The sequence below is a fragment of the Rugamonas fusca genome, assembly GCF_014042365.1.
Classification (GTDB): Bacteria; Pseudomonadota; Gammaproteobacteria; order Burkholderiales; family Burkholderiaceae_D; genus Rugamonas; species Rugamonas fusca.
The window spans coordinates 623,144-643,699 of record NZ_JACEZS010000001.1 but is presented as its reverse complement, the minus strand read 5'-3'; the positions used below and the strand labels follow the sequence as shown (position 1 = coordinate 643,699).

At 59.7% G+C, this 20,556-nt stretch carries 17 protein-coding genes; 10 read left to right on the top strand and 7 right to left on the bottom strand.

What is annotated here, in order from left to right; translation table 11 throughout:
* Positions 1-92: 92 nt before the first annotated feature.
* From H3H36_RS02795 to H3H36_RS02785, 3 genes are read right to left on the bottom strand one after another with little or no spacing between them, the layout of a single operon-like run.
* Complete coding sequence (locus H3H36_RS02795; RefSeq protein ID WP_182213722.1) at positions 93-3,197, bottom strand: efflux RND transporter permease subunit; 3,105 nt, start codon at positions 3,195-3,197, stop codon at positions 93-95.
* Positions 3,194-4,234 (bottom strand): efflux RND transporter periplasmic adaptor subunit, encoded by a 1,041-nt coding sequence (locus H3H36_RS02790; protein ID WP_182213720.1) that lies wholly within the window; start codon positions 4,232-4,234, stop codon positions 3,194-3,196. Before H3H36_RS02790 ends, H3H36_RS02795 begins: the two co-directional genes overlap by 4 nt.
* Positions 4,235-4,236: 2 nt before the next feature.
* Positions 4,237-5,712: a TolC family protein gene (locus tag H3H36_RS02785; RefSeq protein WP_229219668.1), complete on the bottom strand. Its 1,476-nt coding sequence runs from the start codon at positions 5,710-5,712 to the stop codon at positions 4,237-4,239.
* Here H3H36_RS02785 and H3H36_RS02780 point away from each other — a divergent pair.
* From H3H36_RS02780 to H3H36_RS02765, 4 genes are all read left to right on the top strand, one after another.
* A complete protein-coding gene (locus tag H3H36_RS02780) occupies positions 5,711-6,115 on the top strand; it encodes a MerR family transcriptional regulator (RefSeq protein WP_182213718.1) in 405 nt (134 codons plus the stop codon). The genes H3H36_RS02785 and H3H36_RS02780 overlap by 2 nt on opposite strands.
* Positions 6,116-6,850: 735 nt before the next feature.
* Positions 6,851-9,100, top strand: a complete 2,250-nt coding sequence (locus H3H36_RS02775) for a heavy metal translocating P-type ATPase (protein ID WP_182213716.1) — start codon at positions 6,851-6,853, stop codon at positions 9,098-9,100.
* 203 nt (positions 9,101-9,303) lie between these two features.
* A complete protein-coding gene (locus H3H36_RS02770) occupies positions 9,304-9,819 on the top strand; it encodes a hypothetical protein (RefSeq protein ID WP_182213714.1) in 516 nt (171 codons plus the stop codon).
* A 30-nt stretch (positions 9,820-9,849) separates the two neighbouring features.
* Positions 9,850-10,242: a DUF302 domain-containing protein gene (locus H3H36_RS02765; protein ID WP_182213712.1), complete on the top strand. Its 393-nt coding sequence runs from the start codon at positions 9,850-9,852 to the stop codon at positions 10,240-10,242.
* Positions 10,243-10,531: 289 nt separating this feature from the next.
* Here H3H36_RS02765 and H3H36_RS02760 read toward each other — a convergent pair whose 3' ends face one another.
* A complete protein-coding gene (locus H3H36_RS02760) occupies positions 10,532-11,782 on the bottom strand; it encodes an MFS transporter (protein ID WP_182213709.1) in 1,251 nt (416 codons plus the stop codon).
* Positions 11,783-11,785: 3 nt separating this feature from the next.
* Entirely contained in the window at positions 11,786-12,226 is a 441-nt protein-coding gene (locus tag H3H36_RS02755; protein ID WP_182213707.1) for an MBL fold metallo-hydrolase, read from the bottom strand.
* Between the two features lie 26 nt (positions 12,227-12,252).
* Between H3H36_RS02755 and H3H36_RS02750 the strand changes: the two genes are divergently transcribed.
* Together H3H36_RS02750 and H3H36_RS02745 are read left to right on the top strand one after the other, a co-directional pair.
* Positions 12,253-13,053 (top strand): ArsR/SmtB family transcription factor, encoded by an 801-nt coding sequence (locus tag H3H36_RS02750; protein WP_311196563.1) that lies wholly within the window; start codon positions 12,253-12,255, stop codon positions 13,051-13,053.
* Between the two features lie 95 nt (positions 13,054-13,148).
* Positions 13,149-13,637, top strand: coding sequence for an aspartate carbamoyltransferase (locus H3H36_RS02745; protein WP_220459586.1), 489 nt, complete (start codon positions 13,149-13,151; stop codon positions 13,635-13,637).
* 108 nt (positions 13,638-13,745) lie between these two features.
* Here the strand turns inward: H3H36_RS02745 and H3H36_RS02740 are convergent, their stop codons facing one another.
* On the bottom strand, positions 13,746-14,696 hold the full coding sequence (locus H3H36_RS02740) for a tyrosine-type recombinase/integrase (RefSeq protein ID WP_182213704.1): 951 nt from the start codon (positions 14,694-14,696) through the stop codon (positions 13,746-13,748).
* A gap of 4 nt (positions 14,697-14,700) precedes the next feature.
* Positions 14,701-15,450: an abortive infection family protein gene (locus H3H36_RS02735; protein WP_182213701.1), complete on the bottom strand. Its 750-nt coding sequence runs from the start codon at positions 15,448-15,450 to the stop codon at positions 14,701-14,703.
* A 233-nt stretch (positions 15,451-15,683) separates the two neighbouring features.
* Here H3H36_RS02735 and H3H36_RS02730 point away from each other — a divergent pair, with 233 nt between their 5' ends.
* From H3H36_RS02730 to H3H36_RS02715, 4 genes are all read left to right on the top strand, one after another.
* Positions 15,684-16,727: a DNA-binding protein gene (locus H3H36_RS02730; RefSeq protein ID WP_182213699.1), complete on the top strand. Its 1,044-nt coding sequence runs from the start codon at positions 15,684-15,686 to the stop codon at positions 16,725-16,727.
* A 626-nt stretch (positions 16,728-17,353) separates the two neighbouring features.
* Positions 17,354-19,063, top strand: a complete 1,710-nt coding sequence (locus H3H36_RS02725; RefSeq protein ID WP_182213696.1) for a methyl-accepting chemotaxis protein — start codon at positions 17,354-17,356, stop codon at positions 19,061-19,063.
* Between the two features lie 229 nt (positions 19,064-19,292).
* Positions 19,293-19,844, top strand: a complete 552-nt coding sequence (locus H3H36_RS02720) for a response regulator (RefSeq protein ID WP_182213694.1) — start codon at positions 19,293-19,295, stop codon at positions 19,842-19,844.
* A gap of 131 nt (positions 19,845-19,975) precedes the next feature.
* Complete coding sequence (locus H3H36_RS02715) at positions 19,976-20,500, top strand: Hpt domain-containing protein (protein ID WP_182213691.1); 525 nt, start codon at positions 19,976-19,978, stop codon at positions 20,498-20,500.
* Positions 20,501-20,556 lie beyond the last annotated feature (56 nt).

Here is a 20,556-nt window from a genome sequence, read left to right as displayed (position 1 = left end):
TCGATCGGCGGATAGGCGGTGCGCTCAATCGAGGCCATTCGCATTTTCCCATTTTTATCTACGCGTGGTCAGGAACCACATGACTCATTCGGTCAACGCTGGAAGCAGCCGTAACGCAGCGCCAGGCTGGGCATCACCAGTAGATTGAGTGCGGTGGATGTGAAGAGTCCACCTAATATCACCATGGCCATCGGGCCTTCGATTTCACGGCCCGGGTCACCGCTGCCGATCGCCAGCGGCAGAAGTCCCAACGCGGTCGCAAGAGCAGTCATCAGGATCGGCGTCAGTCGCTCCATGGCACCACGCAGGGCGACATCCGGCCCCCAAACCACACCTTCCACATTGACCAGGTGGTTGTAGTGGGACAGCAGCATCACGGAATTGCGGAGGGTGATACCGAACAGCGTCACGAATCCGACCAATGAACCGAGCGAAATGCCGCCGCCAGCAGCAAACACGGCGAGTACGCCGCCGACCAGGGCGAATGGCAGGTTGAGCAGTACAAGATTCAGGTTGCGCCAGCGTCCCAGCGTGATCCATAGCAGCAGGACGATGGCCACTGCGGCAATCACCGAATGAATCAGCAGATCGCGCAACGAGGCCGCCTGGGCCGCGGCGGCACCGCCGAATTCGACATAGTTTCCGGGAATCAGGCGCACTGTGGAGAGGCTTTGCTTGGCATCGGCCACGAAGGACGTCACATCCCGGCCGGCGACATTGCAGGTGATCGTCTGTACCCGACGGGCACCGGTGTGCAGCACCACGTAGCGGCCCGACGTGGCATACACGTCGGCGAGCTGATCTAGTCGGACAAAGGCCCCGGCGGCGTTCCGCAGTGGCAACGCCTGCACGTCGGCGATATTGCGCCGGGCCTTGGGCGGCAGGATGACACTCACGTTGAAAACCCGGTTGCCATCATAGACCTGCCCGACCGCAGAGCCTTGGAAGGCGGTTTCCACCGTGTCGAGTACGTCCACGGCGTCGAACCCCCAGCGGGCCAGAGCCTCGGGGCGGATTCGGATGCCCAGTTCGGGCGAACCGGGCGGCGACTGCACCTGCACTTCGGTGGCGCCAGGTACCTGTCCCAATGCTTGGGCGACGCGCTTGGCCTCAGCGTCCAGGGTGTCGAGATCGTTGCCGTAAATGTTGACCACCACCGCCGCTGTGTAGCCGGACAGGGTTTCTTCAACCCGTTCGGTGAGGAATGTCTTGACCGCGAAGCTCACGCCAGGGATGCGGGCCAGGGCCTTGCGAATGTCGGATTGCGCGAATTCGGCCTCTTCCCCGGACAGCGGCTTGAGGTCGACGTTGAACTCGCTGTAATGGGTGCCGTAGGTGTCATCAGCCTTTTCGGCCCGTCCGACGCGCTGGCTAACGGCGCGTACGGAAGGCAGCTTGAGAAGTTCCGCCGTGACTTGGCGACCGATGCGTAGCGACTCGGCGAGCGAGGTGCCGGGTACAGCCGACATGTGCAGGATGTAATGCCCCTCCTTTAACTCGGGCAGAAAGCCGCCGCCGAAAAACGGCAGAGCCGCCAGTCCCGCCAGGGTGAGGATGGCCACCCCGCCCACGACCCAGCGGTAGTGTCGCTCGACGGCCCCCACCAGTTTCCGGTAGCGCGTCTTCAACCAAGCCGCCACCGCCGGATCGTGGGGTGGCAATTCGGCTTGCGGCAGGAGCGTCAGGCAAAGCGCAGGCGTCACGGTGATGGCGACCACAAGCGAGGCCAGCGTCGCCAACAGGTAGGCGGTCCCCAGCGGCGAAAAGAGCCGGCCGGCTATCCCCGGCAGCGTGAGGACGGGCAGGAAGACCAGGGCGATGGCGAAGGTGGCGTAGACCACGGCGCTCCGCACCTCGAGTGACGCGTCGAGCACCACGTCGAGGATAGCTACGGGATCGGGGCGCTGGCGATTTTCCCGCAGGCGCCGGTAGATGTTCTCCACCACGATAATGGCGTCGTCCACCAGAAGGCCGATGGAGATGGCCAGTCCGCCGAGCGTCATGGTGTTGAGACTGATCCCCCGCGTTTCCAGGACGGTGACGGCTGCCAGCAGCGAGAGCGGGATTGCGGTGAGCGCGATGGCCGAAGTGCGCCAGTTGAACAGGAAGAGCGCGACGACGACGATGACCAGGGCCGCCCCGAACAGGAGCGAATGCTGGACGTTTTGGGTGGCGATGACGATAAAGTTAGCAGGCCGGAATACGTCGCGATGAAGGCTAACCCCCTGGACTTCGAGGCTGGGCCGCATCTCGTCCAGCGCGCGCTCGATCGCCTCGGTGGCCGCCATGCTGTTGGCGCCGTACTGCTCTGAAATCACCAGTTGCACGCCCGGCGTTCCCGTCACCAGGGCGGCACCGATGGGCGGCTCTGGGGCTTCGCGCACGTCGGCTACGTCTCCCAGTGTCAAGTTGGCCCCCGACTGCTGGCGGACAACGGTATGGGCCAGCTGTTCCGCGGTCAGCGATTGGGCTTGGCTACGCAGGACGAGTCGTTGGTTGGTGTTGTCAATAAAGCCTGCGCCACGGACGCCGGTCGCGCGCCGGGCCACGTCAAGCACATCGGAGATGGCCAAGTCATATTTGATCAGCCGCTCCGGCCGCACCTGCACCTGGAATTCCTTGCTCTCGCCACCGAACACGGCGACCTTCGATACCCCCGGCACCGCCAGAAGACGTGGTTTCAAGGTCCAGTCCGCCAAGGTGCGCAAGTCCATGAGGGACCTCTGGGCGGAGGTGACGCCGATGGCCATGACCACGCTGGTCGAAGAAGTCAGAGGCGACATGGCCGGTGCCTGAACACCACGTGGCAGCTGTGTGGCCAGTGCGGTCAGACGTTCATTCACATTCTGTCGATCGCGGAAGATGTCGCTTTTCGGATCGAAAGTGACGGTAATGACCGATAGCCCTTGGACCGACTGGGAACGCAGGGACTCGATCCCGGCGACGCCGTTGACAGCATTTTCAATAGGTTGGGTCACCAGCACTTCCACCTGCTCCGGCGCCAAACCCGGCGCCTCAGTCTGGATGGTGATCTGGGGCGGGGCGAATTCGGGAAAGACATCGTACTTGGCGCCGCTGAAGGCATAGAGGCCGTAGCCCGCCAGCAGCACGGCGAGCGCGATGACCACACCCCGATAGCGCAGGGAGAAGCCGACAATGGCCGCCAACCAGCCGGCCCGCACGTCGAGATTCCTCATTTGCTCTCCTCGCCGACCTCGATCTGGCTGCGCAGTTCTTCAGATAGTAACGTCTGGGCGCCGCGCACCACGACCTGGAGGGCCGGCAAGCCGGCGACGAACCAGCCCTGGTCCACCGGCATGGCGCCAGTAAGTTCCCGGCGCAGGAAACGGTCTGGCGCGCCCTGCACGTAATACCACGCCTTGCCCTGCCACAAGACCACGGCATCAGCTGGGATGAGGCCGCCCGTGCGCTCCGCGCCGGAGGGCAGGTAGGCTGTGACCGTAGTGCCGGCCAGTAGTCCATCGGGCGGGGCGGTATAGAAGAATGTGGGCCCCTGAATGCGGGGATCAGCCATTGGCGAGGACGAGACCAAGGTAGCCACCCGGAATCCGCCGTCGCTGCCTGTCACACGTGCCTCAGGAGGCGCCTTGACGAGGGCAGTGCCTGCCAGCGCCGCTACCCGCAGCAGAACCTCCCGCCCGTCTGTGAGGCGCTGAAAACTGGAAGCATTGCTCAGGACAGCTGCGGCCAGCACACCGCCCCATTTTTGGCGAATGCCCCGTTCCAACGCCGCCACGATCTCGTCGGCGCCACGAACGGCGGCTTCTTCGGCCAACTGCTGGGCCTGGGCCGCCTCCAGCGCCTTGGTCGATGCGTTGTAGTCGTCACTATGTAGCGCCTTGATCCGCTCGTACTCCCGGCGCGATGCTTGTGCCGCCGCCTGCGCCCGATCCGCCTGAACGCGGGCGGTGATGAAAGCGCTGCGCAGGTCGATCAACTCCTGGGCTGACAAGACAGCGGCCAGGGCTTCCACCTCCCCGCTTCGGGTGACAGCCTTCACCGGCGCCACGGCAATATCTGCTCGTTTCTGGGTGTCGGCATCAAATACCAACGCCGTGCCGTCAGGCTGGGCAACGACGCGTGAGGGGACCTGGACAGGGCGCTCCCTTTCCGCCTCCAACGCGAGTTCCTTGCGCCCCTCGATGAAGCCCCAGACGGCGAGGCTAGCCACGGCCGCAGCGATGGCGGCCAGGATAAACGGTTTCTTTTTCATGGTTAATTTCCGGTGCGAAGAGATTTCGACGACAACACCTGTTCCGCTGTCGGGGCTGTACCCTGGACGCCCAACGGTCGGCGCAGGGCATCCTCCACGCGGCCCAGGCTCGTCTGTGCCTGCGAAAGCGCGCCGATCCGAGCCTGTTCGGCGGCAGCTGTTTCCAGGCGGGCCGATATCCAAGACAGCCTGTCGGCTTCACCCGCCTGGAAGGCCGCTGAGATGTTGCGCTCCTGCTTCCGCTGGGCTTGTAGCAGGGCATTGGCCGTCTCGTACATGTCAATGGCATGACCGTAACCGGCCACCGCTTCGTCGACCTCGGCGATCGCCCTGGCCTGGACAGACAGGAAAGCGGCGGCAGCCTCCATGCGCCGCGCTTTGGCTTCCGCGATGGGACCTTCGTTGCGGTTCCAAAGCGGCAGCACCAGCGACAGGCCCAGCGACCATTTCACCTGACCGGCGTCCCAGGTGTAGCCGGGGCCAATTGAGATGTCTGGGTACTGCCTGGCGATTTCCAGTTGCAGAGCCGACTGTGCAGCCTCGTAATCAGCCAGGGCTGCGAGCACGTCTGGCCGGGCCGCCAGCGCCTTGCGCCGAGCCTCGGCGGGCGGCAGTGAAGCGACCGGCAGCAGTTGTTCGAAAGCTTGATAAGAAATCTCGGCGCCGTCGAGCGCCGCATCCGGCACGCCGATGGCGGCGGCTAGCCGGGCGTGGTTTTCTGCACCCTGCTTCTGGTTCTCGCGCAACGCGAGTGTGGCCCGGCTGAGCATGAGGTGCGCCTGGGTGAGTTCGGACTGGGAGACTGCGCCGGCGGCAAAGCGCCGCTCGAACATGCGCGTGATCTCGTCTTGCAGGTCGCGCTGGCGGCGCACCAAGTCCTCGGTCGGGTAGGCGGCCAAAAGGCTCGCGCGCACGCGGCTTCTCACCTGCCAGACGGACTCGGCTGCGCGCAGCTTTGCGGCCTGCGTTAAATGCTGTGCCTGATCGATGCGAATGTCGCGCTTGCCGGCGGTTTCCAGCGGGATGTCAAGCACGAGACCCCTGGTCCAGGGCGACTGGCCAGGCGGCGCATCCTTGTTGTGCTGAAACGACATGCCACCGGTCGGGGCGGGACGCGCCCCTGCGGTGACGGTGGCGGCTTCGGCCGCGAGCCGCTGACCTTGTGCCCGGTCGAGGTCGGGGTGGTAGTAGAAGGCGGCCAGGGTGAGCGTATCAAGGCCCCAGGACTGCGGCGGCCACGGTGTGACTTCATGTCCCAGGCTATGCTCGGCGAACCGCCGGACTTCCGGGGCGTCGAGCCGCCGCGATTCCAGGGCCGCCAACTGCTTTCCGGGATCGAGAGCTTGGGGCGCGTAGCTTTCGCAACCGGCCAGGAGCAGCACAAGACTGATAGGTATTCGAAGGTACATAGTGGGACGCTTGACGGGTTGACTTGCTAGGTTTATAAACCTTATAGTAACTTTAAGGTCAAGCATCATGACGATATCCTTTTCGATTGGCCAACTGGCAAGCGCCGCGCAGACGCCTTCGGCCACCATCCGTTATTACGAGAAAATCGGGCTGCTTTCCGCGCCATCGCGCACGGGCAGCAACTACCGGCAATATGACAAGGAAGACCTGGACCGGCTCGCCTTCGTGCGGCGGGCCCGCGAAATCGGATTTACGATCGACCAGGTCCGTAGCCTGCTGTCGCTCTCCGACCAGCGCGACGCCGACTGCTGCGTGGTGACCGCGATGACGTCCGAGCATCTACACGCGGTCGAGCAGAAGATTGCCGACCTGACGGTACTCAAGGAGCAACTGACGAGTATGTTGGAGTCCTGCCAGGGCGGGACGATGGCCAACTGCCGCATTATTGACACACTGCAGCCCAGGCAGTAGGCCGGGGCGTCTATTGCCCTTGACGTTCGAGTAGCTTCAAGGTTTACCTTTGTTGCATGCACACTGATTACCGTCACGCCCTGCAACCTCTTGCCGCTGCCCGCCGCTTCAGCATTCTGTGTAGGCCCGATATGGGCTGGTCAACCGAACAAAGGCCCATCCGCACGACGCTTGCAGGCGTGGCTGGAATGGCGATACCCGCTTGTCAGTGGCACGACCAGGCCTTATTGGGGTTCGGAGGGAGAAGAGCATGCTCCAATTGAGGGCAATCCCGACGATCGGTGCTGTCTTGCTGGTCCTTGCCGGCTGTGCGGCGGAGACGAGTTTGAGCTCGGTTGACTGGAAGCATGGAGCCAGACACGGTCGTGTGGTCATCACCTATGCGGCTGACCTCCCACCGGCCCAGCTTCCGAAGTGTTTGGCCGACTTGCCGCCTGATCAATATGCGGCCCAACGGTTTGTCTTGGTCCGGTACCACCATGTGCGCATGACCCGAACGGCGGTGGCGCCAGTACCGCCAACTCTGGATATTCAGGACGGCGATATCGTCGAACTGTGGCCCGCCGATTGCGCAGCTGGGAACCTCGCGCGCGTTACCCGGATACTGAGCGCCAAACAACTGCAATAGGTGACCAATGCCCGGCCACTGGCCGCAAGGAATGAGGAAAGCCATGAATTTTTCGTCCATGGACGGCGGCGCGGAACAGCATCTCAGCTTTAGGGAATCAAATCGCAATGCGAGAAAACGAAATACAGGAGATTGCCATGCATTGCTGCGGCGACACAAATTGTACGACTGATACCGCCGCACCGACGCCGGGGAATACCCAGGCCACGACGGCGGCCGCAGAAGTGGTGTTTCGCATCCAAAACATGGATTGCCCCACCGAGGAAAAGCTCATTCGCAGCAGGCTGCAAGGAATGGAAGGCATTGAAGACCTGAAGTTCAACCTGATCGAGCGTGAATTAACGGTGCTGCATCAGCTCCCATCGGTTGAACCCATCATTCGTGCGATCCGGACACTCGACATGGAGCCGGTCATCGCATCGGACGCGCCTGGGGCGCCACCTGTATTTGCGGAGGAATCGGAGGCGACAGGCGCCCAACGTATCCCTCTGCGGACCTGGCTGTTGATGACGGTCTCGGGGCTGGCGGCGGTCGGGGCCGAAGCCGTCGCCTGGCGTACCGGGGAGGAGCGCTCATCGCTGGTAGTGACCTTGGCCCTGATCGCCATCCTCGCAGGTGGCGCCGGCACCTTGAGGAAAGGCTGGATCGCGCTGCGCCACCTCGCATTGAACATGAACTTCCTGATGTCGCTCGCCGTGCTGGGGGCGATCTTCATCGGGCAGTGGCCGGAAGCGGCGGTGGTGATTTTTCTGTTTGCGCTGGCGGAAATGATTGAAGCCTTGTCACTTGATCGCGCGCGCAACGCGATCAAGGGTCTGTTGGCAATGTCGCCGGATACTGCGACTGTGCAGGACGCCACTGACCAATGGCGCGACGTCGCCGCCAGAGATGTCGCCGTGGGTGCTATCGTGCGTGTCAAACCAGGCGCGCGCATTCCACTCGACGGCAACATCACGGTTGGGCACACCACCATCAACCAGGCGCCGATCACCGGTGAAAGCATGCCAGTTGCGAAAACGGTCGGCGATCCTGTGTTTGCTGGCACCATCAACGAAAGCGGCGCTTTCGATTATCGGGTTACCGCCGCACAGAGTGATTCGACCTTGTCTCGCATCGTTAAGAGCGTGCAACAGGTACAAGGCGGCCGGGCTCCAACACAACGCTTCGTCGACCGATTCGCGGAACTCTATATTCCGGCTGTCGTAGTGTTGGCGGTGCTGATCGCCACCTTGCCACCCCTGATGATGGCCGCGCCTTTCCAGCCGTGGTTTTATAAAGCACTGGTACTGCTAGTCATCGCATGCCCCTGCGCGCTGGTGATATCAACGCCGGTGACGGTGGTCAGCGGCCTGGCCGCCGCCGCGCGGCATGGCATCCTGATCAAGGGCGGCATCTACCTGGAACAGGGCTGCCAGTTGCGAGCAATTGCCTTTGACAAGACCGGCACGATCACGCAAGGCAAACCGACCGTCACCGATATCCTTCCAGCCGGCAGTGGTGACGCAAGCGAGTTGCTGCTGTATGCGGCCAGCCTGGCGAGCCGCTCCGACCATCCGGTATCTGCAGCCATCGCCGCACACTGGCGCGCGACGAACTCTGCCCAGTCGTTGCTGGATTTGACCGACCTACAAGCGATAACCGGACGTGGGATCAAAGCTGTGATCGACGGCAAAACGTTCACGCTCGGTAACCATCGTCTCGTCCATGAATCAGGGATTTGCAGTGGCGACCTTGAGGCGCAGCTCGCCACCTTTGAACAGGACGGAAAGACAGTCGTTGTGCTGTGTTCGGCCACTTCGCCATTGCTGATCGTTGCAGTCGCCGATACGATCCGCGCTTCGAGCGCGCAAGCGATTGCGCAGTTACGCTCACTCGACATTGAGGTAGTGATGCTGACTGGCGACAACACGCACACCGCGCAATCGATCGCCACAAAAGCCGGCATGGCCCAGGCACACGGCGATCTGCTCCCCGAGGGCAAATTGAACGCGATCAACTCACTCATGCAATCGCACGGCTATGTCGGGATGGTCGGCGATGGCATCAACGATGCGCCAGCGCTGGCGAAGGCGAATATTGGTTTCGCAATGGGCGCAGCCGGTACCGATACGGCGCTGGAAACAGCCGATGTAGCGTTGATGGATGATGACTTGCGCAAGGTTCCTGATTTTGTACGCTTGAGCGCCAGGACACGGAGGATATTGCGCCAAAACATCGTTGTGGCACTCGGGATCAAGGCCATTTTTTTTGCGCTCGCTTTGGCGGGCCTCGCCACGCTCTGGATGGCGGTCTTTGCCGACATGGGCGCCAGCTTAATCGTCGTAGCAAATGGCCTGCGCCTTTTGCGCCAGCGATAGTCCCCAGGCATCTTGCCGTACCGGAATTGAAGATTTAGGAATGAAATTCGTTCTGGGGTAACACTACCGATTTTGATCTAGGTCATGGGTTTTCAAGCGTCACCGGCGTACAACAAACATCAGAGGCGGTTTTGATCGTGTGCACGCTTGATCGCGTGCCGCCAACCAATTTTTCACTCGCGATATCCGTGAAGGGGTAATCAATGAAAAAGGCAATTCTGACAGCGCTTGTGCTTGCAAGTTCGCTGGCGTTCGCACAGCAGCCCGCCGCACCAGCACAACCGAAGGCAACCCCAGTTGCACCGAATCCAGCTGAGTTCGACAAACAGATGGTGCAGATGCAAGAGAATATGAAAAAAATGCAGGAGCAAATGACCAAGCTTCAGCAGACCCAGGACCCGCAGGAGCGCCAACGGCTATTGCAAGATCACTGGACCACCATGCAATCGGCGATGGCAACGATGCACGGGATGTGGGGGCCGGGCATGATGGGATGTTGCGGCGCCGGCCCGATGATGGGCGGGCACATGATGGGCAGCATGATGCAGGGGATGATGGGGTGGCATGGGATGGGCAGCTACTATTCCAAACTGACTCCGGAGCAGCTGCGCCAGCGGCAATACATGATGGACCAATATTTGGGCGCGCAACAAATGATGATGAATCATATGATGTGGCATCAACAATGGATGAATCCGACGCCGCCAGTACAAAAATAGTTCCTGTTGCTTAGATAGGAGGCTATTCCTGTGGACACCAAGTATGGGTTCGGAAAGACAGTCGGCCTTCGTTTTGACCAGACTGTCGAGCATGTGATCGAGGCGCTCAAGCGCGAGGGGGGCGGCGTGCTGGCCGATATTGACGTTGCGGGCGCGATGAAGGCAAAGCTGAAACTGGAGATGCCGCCGTATCGAATTCTGGGTGCCTGCAATCCACCACTCGCGTATCAAGCGATTGCGGCGGAACCTTCGATCGGATTGCTCCTGCCGTGCAATGTCGTGGTGCGGGAAGACGACGCCGGCGAGGTTCACGTGGAATTCTTGGATCCCAATTCGGTGCTCGCCTTGGTCGACAAGCCAGACATCAGCCGCCTGGCCGATGAAGTGCGCCAGCGGCTGGAGCGAGTAATGCAGAGTCTATAGCCCCGAAGTGCAGGCGATCGGAATCACGATCTGTCTGGCTCTTGCGCGCGACCGAGCATGTTGTGCTCCGTCCGTCCCTTTCCATACGCGACGGATGAATCCAAATTATTTAGAGCCGACTTGAACATTCGTCATGTCCTGTAGGCTGGATAGAATCACCGCAACTTGCGTCCAGCTTCTACTTCACCGCCTTGCGCTGCTCGTGACGGATATACGACTTGGCGGTTTTTGGCGGGTGCGGCGCGAAACCGTAGCGGCATAAAGGGGGGGGCAGCACAAGGCAAGTGTGCTATACCGTGTCGATAGCCAGCCTTTGCGCTAAGGTCTCGCGCATACGTACCGCAGTCACGATGCCCGATACGCACGTCAGAACGGCCACCACCCAAATCGCCGCGTTCACTCCAAACAGATCGGCGATGATACCAGCCAAAATGGCGCCGACTGCATATCCGAGATCACGCCACAATCGGTAGATACCCACGGCCGATGCACGCCACGTTGGATGCGCTACATCACTAATCGCGGCTAACAACGTCGGGTAGACCATCGCTGTACCTAAACCCAGCAGTACGCCGCCCAGCGAGAATCCCGCAAAGCCGGACGCCAGGGCAGTGATGCCGATTCCTACGGCTTGCACCCACATGCCGCCGGCAATCAGCCACTTGCGGCCGACGCAGTCGGACACGGCGCCGGTGAAGATCTGGGCGCATCCCCATACAGCCGGGTAGATCGCGGCCAGCGCACCAATCTGCGTGAGATTGAGGCCAGCGTTGGCAAACACCAAGGGAAACAAGCCCCACGCCATACCGTCGTTGAGATTGTTCACCAGCCCGGCCTGACTGACGCTCGATAGGTTACGATCGGTGAACGAGGTTCGGCGGAATATCTCGCCCTGGCTGAGCGCAATTTCACCAGTGGCGGTCGCCGTATTCATGACTTCGCGCGTGACATGATGGCGCGTCTCTCGCGCCGCCAGTACGGACAGAGTCAAACCGAAAGCAACATAGGCCACGCCTAGGTAGAAGGGCTGGGGACGCAAGCCGTAATGGGTAGCTATCCAGCCTGTGGCCAGCGCGCTACCAGCGACCGCCAGGTAACCAGAGAATTCATTGAGCCCCATGGCTAGACCGCGCTGCTTGGGGCCAACGAGATCGATTTTCATGATGACCGTGGTCGACCAGGTCAAACCCTGACTAACACCCAGCAAGACATTGGCCACGACGACCCAATCCCAACTCGGTGCCCACATGAGCATGAACGGCACCGGGATCGCCACCAGCCATCCCGACACCAGTACGTGCTTGCGGCCGTTACGGTCTGACAGGCGCCCGGCAATGTAGTTGGTCAGTGCTTTGGAAATGCCGAAGACAACAATAAAGGACAGGACTGCGGTCTTGGCGGCGATGTTGAACTCTCGCTCCGCGATGGCCGGCAAGATGCTGCGCTCCAAACCAACCATTGCACCGACGAAGGAGTTAATGAAGACCAGCAAGGCAAACTGGCCGGCATTTTCACGTAAGCCCAAGCGGATTGATGCCATCGCTCACTCCGCCAAGCCGACGTTTGCGCGGACGATCTCGTCCATCCCTGGAAGGCGTGGTGGAATTGCGCTAGTTACATGGTCGATAAAGCCGGCCCGGTCAAGTGAGAGGACGGGATTCCAGCGCTTCTCAAAGGCGAGCGTGGAGGAAGGTTTGCCTGACAATCCCGCTCCACACAGGCTGCCAGCCTGGTGGCCAGGAAAGACCTCTATCGCCGGCTGCGGCAGCACCTTGGCATGCAAGGCCCAGCCCCCCGAATAATGATCAGCATGGATATGGGTGTCGATGACATGTGAAATGAGTACGCCGGCGCGCTGGGCTTCGGCAGCAAACCACGCCTCATCGCCCGCCACGACATCCACGGCGACCGCTTTGCCCAGACCGCCATAACCGAAAAAGTATGCGATCGAGGCGCCATCGTTGATACGTTGCTTGAAGAACATGGCCGAACTCCTGATTTGATGCGTAGATGGACGGCAGGCAAACACAGAACCTGATTACCGTACATTCTAACGATTATTGGAATGTTATACTGCATCGCCAGCTTTCGCAAAATCACATTAACCGTACGCCCATACACGCCACCCATAACGCTATGGATACAAACCGAGAAGTCAAGGACGCCCTGTTTGACCAGGTGGCGCGGATCGCCAAGGCGGTCGCCAATCCAAAACGGCTGGAACTGATCGAATTGTTGTGCCAAGCGCCCAAGCCGGTGGATACGCTGGCACAGGAGACTGGGATCAGCATCAAGCTTGCCAGTGCCCACCTCAAGGAACTGAGAACGAGTCGCGTGGTCGATACAGAGCGCCGGGGCAAGCAGATCTTCTATCGAATTGCCAGCACCGAAATCCCGCGTCTCTGGGTGTTGCTACGCACTTTGGCTGAGGATCGACTCTTCGAACTGCAAGATGCGCTACGACACATCTCCGGCGCCATGCATGAATGGCATGGCAAAGACCGTGTCGAGCTGATGCGCAAGGCGCGGAATGGCGAGATCGTTGTGATAGATGTTCGACCTGGTAGCGAATACGCACAAGCGCACCTGCCGTTCGCTCGTTCGATACCTCTTCCCGAATTGCGTACCCGTCTGGCGGAGCTGCCCCAAGATAAAACCATCGTGGCTTACTGTCGCGGCCCGTATTGTCTGATGTCCGGCGACGCAGTCGAGTTGCTGCGCGCACAAGGGTATAGCGCGCTCAAGTTGCGCGACGGCGTGGCAGAATGGGTAGCGGCAGGCGTACTGGAACTTGCAGCCGGCGAGGTGTGAATACTGTACGGCGCACATTTGGTGTCGCGCCCATGGACTATGCTGTCAACTGCGATTGAAACCTGTAACACTGTTTAGACTTTCGAAAGAAGACAATGAAAAAATATTCTCGTCCACAAAACTTCAGGTGCGCAATCGTGCTTTATGCGACACTGGGCTGCACGATCGCGGCAGCCCAAACAACGCAAGAACATATTCACCACATGGGACATAACGTGATGCCGTTTGACCTCAGCAGAACCATCCACATCTTTCAGATGACGGAGTCTGGTGGCGTGGAACGCGTCATCGTCAGAGACGCATCGGCGAAAGTACAGGTCGCGATGATTCAGCAACATCTGCAACATGAGTCGATCGCATTCCAGCGGGGGGATTATTCTGATCCCGCATCATTGCATGGCGCAAATATGCCTGGACTCCAAGAGTTACAAGCAGGAGCTTCGCGAATTAAGGTTTCGTATTCGCCGTTGTCGACTGGCGCAGAAATTATTTTTACCACGACGGACATTAAACTGCTGACAGCAGTTCATAGATGGTTTGGTGCACAACTATCCGAGCACGGTGCGGACGCCAAGGCTGAGTGATTTTAGTAGCCAAGAATATGACGTGTAAGCGCGAGTTGGATGCACTCGTCCCTTTCATTTAAAGACGGAATCTATCAGGTAGTTTAGGCGGCCGGGAACTCCCGATCATCATTTACCCGCACGACCAATCATGCTGTGTTCCATTCGGCCCTTTGCATACGAGACCGACGCATCAAGATATCGGAGCGCCGACTTGATGTCCCGCCAACCCACATACTCCATGAGGCTTTTGACATCCCAGCCATCGGACGCTGCCCAGTTGGCGAATCCTCGGCGCAACGAATGCCCACTGTACGCGCCCGCCGAGGCGACACCTCCTTTTCTTAAAATTGCTCGCAACAGCGGTGCGATGCTATCGATATGCAGGCCAGTTTCACCGACATGTCCCCAACGGTCGATTGCGCGATAGACGGGGCCTGTGTTCAACTGCGCGGCGCCGACCCAGTCCAGGTAGGCGTCGACCGGGCAGAGGCGTGATAACGCGGGCGCTCGGAACGTGCTGCCGAGATTTTGCCGATCACCCTTGGTCCGCCCGAGGAAACAGCTGATGCCTTCGCCGGCGCTTGCCTCGACTTGTTCGACGCAAAGCCGGCTCAGTTCGTCGCTCCGAAATCCCCGCCAGAACCCAAGCAGAATCAGTGACTTGTCGCGCAGACTACGCAGCTCGCTGGCGCGATCGTTGCAACGTCGTGCGGCATTGATGGCGCTTTCGAGCCCACCAACGACGCGCTCCAGTTCATCGAGCTGCAGGGGCTTCGCTTGCTTCTCCTGCGCCGGATGCAGCGCGCGGATGCCGCGCATGGCCTGGCGGACGACAGGTGCCTTGGTGGGGTCGGGAAAGCCCTGTGCGTTGTGCCATTGGGCGAGCGCCGCCAAGCGCTGCCGCAAGGTGCTGACTGCCAACGTATCGGCATATTCCGCCAGGTACCGAGCCACGCTGTCGGCTGTGGCGGGCAGCAAGCCTTTCCATTGCACTTCGAAGTGTTCGATGGCGGCGCGATAGCTCTGACGGGTGTTGTCCCGTGTCGCCGCTGCGATGTATTGATCGAGTTTTGACATGAGGTTAGTGTCCTACCTTCGCCCGGATATAGTTGAATATCGTGCGGGTCGCGTTGACGGCCAAGTGGGCTTCCGGTTCGCCCAGCAGGTCCTCGGACGGGTGCGCAATGCTGCCGTTGTTGCGCAGGGAATTGATGGCGTCGATCGCGTTCGCAAACCCGTTCAGCACGCGCACCAGGTCATTGTCATACGAGCCCAGGTTCTTGAGCATCGGATGTGCCGTGCGCAACGCCTTGAATAGTGCGGTCAACGAGGCCTCGTCGGCCATGCTGAGGCCGGCGTCGGCGCACAGGCTTCGGAAGTAGCCATGCAGCGCCGTATGCAGGCGGTCGACCGCGCTGACTGGTCCGCTGATATGCATAAGGCGTTCGGCATCATTCAGTGCGAGCAATACCACGTCGCCGCTCGATAGGCTGGCCGGTGCTTCGGTCTTTACACTTTGAATATCCCTGCGCACAAAAATCGATAGGTCCGGGATCTCGTTCAACAAATGGCTGGTCAATTTTGGATGGTTGATGAGCTGATCCACAACATCCCAGCCTTCACGGGTGAAACGCTCAAGCGCCTGCAAGACGCAGTCGCCGTAATCAGGATCTTGCCAATGCAAGCTGTGCAGTAACCGGTCATGGCGCTGGATGTAGTCAGACTGTCCGGACAAATACCCGAACTCACGCCAGTCTTCAACATTGAATTCGCTGACGATCGCCCGCCTGAGGGCGAGGATAAGCGCACCGCGCTTTTTTGAATCTATCATGTACTCGTCTAGCGTCACTATCACTACCTCCACGGCAAAGCATCAATGTAGCTGGCCAACAGCGAAATTACAGGGAAAAATGCGAAAAACTCGCCGGTTCAGATGATCACACCGGATAAACCTACTTTATCCGATGTAAAATTTAGACGCAATTGCTCTTGGAATTTGGGGTAATCTGTTATGTACTTACGTGGTATGTAATTTATTATCTTATTTCATCCTCTGGAGACCCTATGGCACGCAGCGGGCTTTACAAATCGGACGTACAAAAGGCACGTGACGCCCTCATTGCGCAGGGTATAAACCCGTCGGTGGACGCCGTTCGTGTGGCATTGGGGAATACGGGCTCTAAAACCACGATCCACAAATATCTCAAGGAATTGGAAGCCGAGGACGGCGGCGTCGGCGGCCAGCGCACCTCGATCAGTGAGGCGTTACAGGACTTGGTCCAGCGACTGGCCGCGCGGCTGGAGGATGAGGCCCAGGAACGGATAGCAGCGGCCGAGGTCGCATCCGAAGCGAAGGCGGTTGAATTGGCGGCGCTGCTGCAGGCGGCCCAGAAAGAAAATGCGCAACAGCGGGCCCACGTGCTGGAGCTGGAAACGGCCCTCCAGGAGCAGGCGGCGGCGCTGGCGGCCAGCCATAGCGATCATCAAAGGGAATCGACCATGCGCCTGGTCGCAGAACAGAAGGTGACCGACCTCCAGCAACGGCTTGCCGAGAATGAGGCACATCGGGAATCGCTGGAGGAGAAACACCAGCACGCGCGCCAAGCCCTGGAGCACTATCGCCAGTCGGTAAAGGAGCAGCGCGAGGCCGATATCCGGCGCCACGAACAACAAATACAGCAAATGCAGGCCGAACTACGCCTGGCCCTGCAGACGATCTCCATCAAGCAAGACGAGCTGACCCGCCTGAATCAGGAGGGAGCGAAATTGGTGTCCGAGTTGTCGCACACCAAGCAGAACCTTTACGAACAACTGACCCAGGTCCGTAAGCTGGAGCAAAAAGTCGACTCGCTGCAATCCTTGCAGGTGCGCGCATCGGATACCGAGCGCCAACTGGTCGGTAAAATCGCCGAAACTGTACTACTGACCGAACAGCTAAACAATACCAACGACCAGATCGCGCCGATCAAGGCACAGGTTCGTGAGTTGGAGCTCTTGTTGGCCCAGGCCAACGCGAAGGTGCAGGCACAGGAGCAAATTGGAGAGCAGTTGCGGGCCTATCTCGACAAGATCGCCGCCACGTCGACCGCGCCCGAGGTGGGGAAGTGACCTATTCTTCACTTGATGCCACGAGGGCAAGTTTATAACTATTTTTTTGAACACAGCCAGGTTTTGTAATCGTTTTTGAGCCCGAATAATTGCTTTTGTACGGGTTCTGGACTACATGGGGTCTGAGGTGCAGTGGAACAGTTATGCTCAGCTGAGCATAACTGTTCCATTGCACCTCAAACCCCTTGCTCTACTTTGGCCAGTAGCTTATGGCAGCGCTAGGCGGTCAGCAGGTGGGGGATTTTGACCCGGCCAGGGGTGGGGGATTTTGCCCGGCCAACGGGGGCGCTAAACGGTCAGGAGGTGGGGGATTTTGACCCGGCCAGAGGTGGGGGGGGGGGCTGGGCAACGGGACCAGCTATTCCGGCACCTTGAATCCTTGATCCGGCCGTGATCACTGATGAGACCGGGCGAGCTGCAAGACTACGGTCGTCATCAAATGTAAATTGAGTGTCATGGAATGCGAAGCGTTGTTCATTTTTATCATGTAGTGTTAATCCTATAATTTCCTTATGGAAATATTGATATTTCACAGCTCAGTGCAGGTCAAATTTTGGTGAAATTTGTTGTAATTCTCTAAATTCCGTCCAGTCGCCAGGAAGTCCATAAAAATACAGGGGGAAGACATGCGCAAAAACTTACCAATAACCAACATCGAATATGAAATGGCGGATGGCAAGCCTATCGTGTCGAAAACCGATTTGAAGGGAAAGATAACCTATATCAACCCCTATTTTGTTGAGGTCAGCGGATTCACTGAAGAAGAATTGATCGGCGCGCCACATAATTTGGTTAGACATCCAGAGATGCCGCCTGAGGCATTTGCCGATCTGTGGCAAACCCTCAAAGCTGGCCTGCCGTGGACCGGCATGGTTAAGAATCGCCGGAAAAATGGCGACTACTACTGGGTGGTGGCCAATGTCACTCCTGTTCTCGAAAATGGCCGTGTCACCGGATACATGTCCATTCGCTCTAAGCCGAGTAGGGATCAGATCACCTCGGCGGATCGCGTATATCGGGAAATCGTCGCCGGCAATCCCAACCGGGTCGCTGTGAAGCAAGGCCAGGTCGTGCGCACCGGCTTGGCCGGTACGGCGCGGGAGTGGAATGAACTGTCGATACAGACGCGTTTCAATGTCGGCCTGATATTTTTGGCGACGTTGATCGCCGCAATGGGAGGCATTGGGCTTCTGACCCAGCCAGGTATCGTAGCCAGCTGGACTGCCGGATTGGCTATCACAGGCATCACTGTGGCACTGGTGCTAGGGTTAGCCTTACGAGCGACGGTCACGGTGCCGTTGCGTCAAGCGACTACGGCTGCCCGCGCCCTAGCAGGTGGTGATTTGACCGGCACGGTCGATGTCAGCAGGGGCGACGATATGGGGCAACTGCTGCGTGCATTACAGCAGATAAACGTCAACATGATGGCGATCATTGGCGGCGTCCGGGCCAACGTCGATGCCATGGGTGCGGCAACACGTGACATTGCCGAAGGCAATCTGAATTTATCGTCTCGCACGGAGGCGCAAGCCTCCAGCCTGGAGGAAACCGCGTCCAGCATGGAGGAATTTTCATCGACTGTCCGTCAAAATGCGGACAATGCCCGTCTGGCCAGCGAACTTGTGGCCACCACCTCCATAATTGCCACCAAGGGTGGGCAATCCGTCGCCGAAGTGCGAACGACCATGGGCGATATCAGCACCTCGGCCAGCAAAATTGTCGACATCATTGCTTTGATTGACGGCATAGCTTTCCAGACCAATATCCTGGCATTGAATGCTGCGGTTGAGGCTGCACGCGCCGGAGAGCAAGGTCGTGGATTTGCCGTGGTCGCAACGGAGGTGAGGAACCTGGCTCAGCGTTCGGCAGCTGCCGCCAAGGAAATCAAGGACTTGATTCACGATTCCGTCAGCAAAGTTGAACTGGGTAACCGCCTGGTTGGCAACGCCGGCGAGACCATGTCGGAAATTATTCAGTCAGTGCAGCGGGTCGCGGGAATCATGGGTGAGATTGCCTCGGCCAGTCATGAACAGAGCGACGGTATTGAACAGGTCAACCAAGCCGTGACTGATATGGATGAGGGGACGCAGCAGAATGCGGCCCTGGTGGAGCAGGCAGCAGCTGCGGCAGCCAGCCTAGATGAACAAGCGGTGCAGCTGTCTCGTGCCGTTTCGGTCTTCCATGTCCATCACCAAGCGGGGACCGCCACTCGCTCAGAAGTGGTTGCTCTTGCCGGGAGAGAGCGAGCTGTAAGTCGTGACGAAGTGTCCAGTCCGAGACGCCTCACTAAAGCGGTCTCGACGCGGACCAGCAGCGATGAGTGGCAAAAAATCTAGTGCTAATGCTGGCCAGATCGGTGCCGAGTACTGGGAGTGTCTTCAAGTGACTTCTACTATTTTGGTACCGCTGCGTCGCCGGTTGTAGTGACGTTGGCCGCGTTTCCCACTGTCAAGGAAGTCATCAGCACCGTAACTGTTGATCGACTGAAAATTGTCGCTCATGGATGGCATGGAATGCGCGCTGCGGTTGCAGCTACAATCGCAGGCTACGCCGCCAGTGTTGATAATGACGGCGCATGGGCGCGAGGATGCATTGGCGCACGCGCACGAGCACGGAGTCCGGCTGGCGGGCGTGTTCACCAAGCCTATCACCGCACCTCGTCTGCTGGAGGCGCTGGCCGTCGCGCATGGAACGGTGGTGGCGGTGTGCACGGCACAGCACCAGAGCGAGGTGCGCGTGCAGGCCAGCGCCAAGCTGGCCGGCGCCCACTTGCTGCTAGTGGAAGACAACGAGATGAACCAGGAGTTGGCCCAGGATATGCTGGCCAAGGCCGGCATCACGGCGACATTGGCCGGCAATGGTAGCGAGGCGCTGGAATTGCTGACGCAGGCCGGCCCACTCGACGGTGTGCTGATGGATTGCCAGATGCCGGTGATGGACGGTTACATGGCTGCCCGTGCGATCCGCCAACAGCCGCAGTGGCAGGCGCTGTCCGTACTGACGATGACGGCCAACGCGATGTCGGATGATCGCGCCAAGGTATTGACGGCGGGCATGAACGACCATATCGCCAAGCCGCTTGATGTGCAGCAGATGTTCATCACCATGGCGCAGTGAATCATACCAGCCCGGCCGCAAGCGCCCCCCCGCCGAACGCGCCGCCCGCACCAGACGCTGACGCGACATTCAGCGCGTTGCCGGGCATCGACGGCCAGGCCGGACTGAAGACCATAGGAGGCAGTGTCGCCATGTACCGCCAGATGTTGCGGCGTCTCTGCCGCGAGCAGGTGGCATTCGATATCGACTTCAGTGGCGCCCGCGTGGCCGCCGACACCGCCACCACGCGCCGCATCGCCCATACCCTGCGCGGCTTGGCCGGAACCATTGGAGCGCTGCAGGTGCAGATGGCGGCCGCCGCGCTGGAGCATGCTTGTTTACGCAACGAGCCAGACAACGAACTGGACGCATTGCAGGCGCAGGTGACAGCAGAGCTGGATACGGTGCTGGCCGGCTTGGCTCCCCTCGATCTGGAGCCGGAACTGGCGCCAGCGCTGCCAGCGCTCGACGGCCCCACCCTGCAAGCCGGACTGGCTCGCCTCAGGGAACTGCTCGACGACAACGGCGGCGCCGCGCTGAAACTGGCCGCGCGGCTGTCGCGAGAGGCACGCGGCAGCCCGGCGGAGGCGCTTCTGAGCACAATCGCCGCTGCTGCCGAGGACTACGATTTTGAACAGGCCCTGCGAACCTTGCAGGAGGTGGAGTCGGCCGTCTGACGGGCAGTGCCGGCGAGCCAGCGCTTGTCGTCAAATGTAAAGAGTTTGTCATGCAT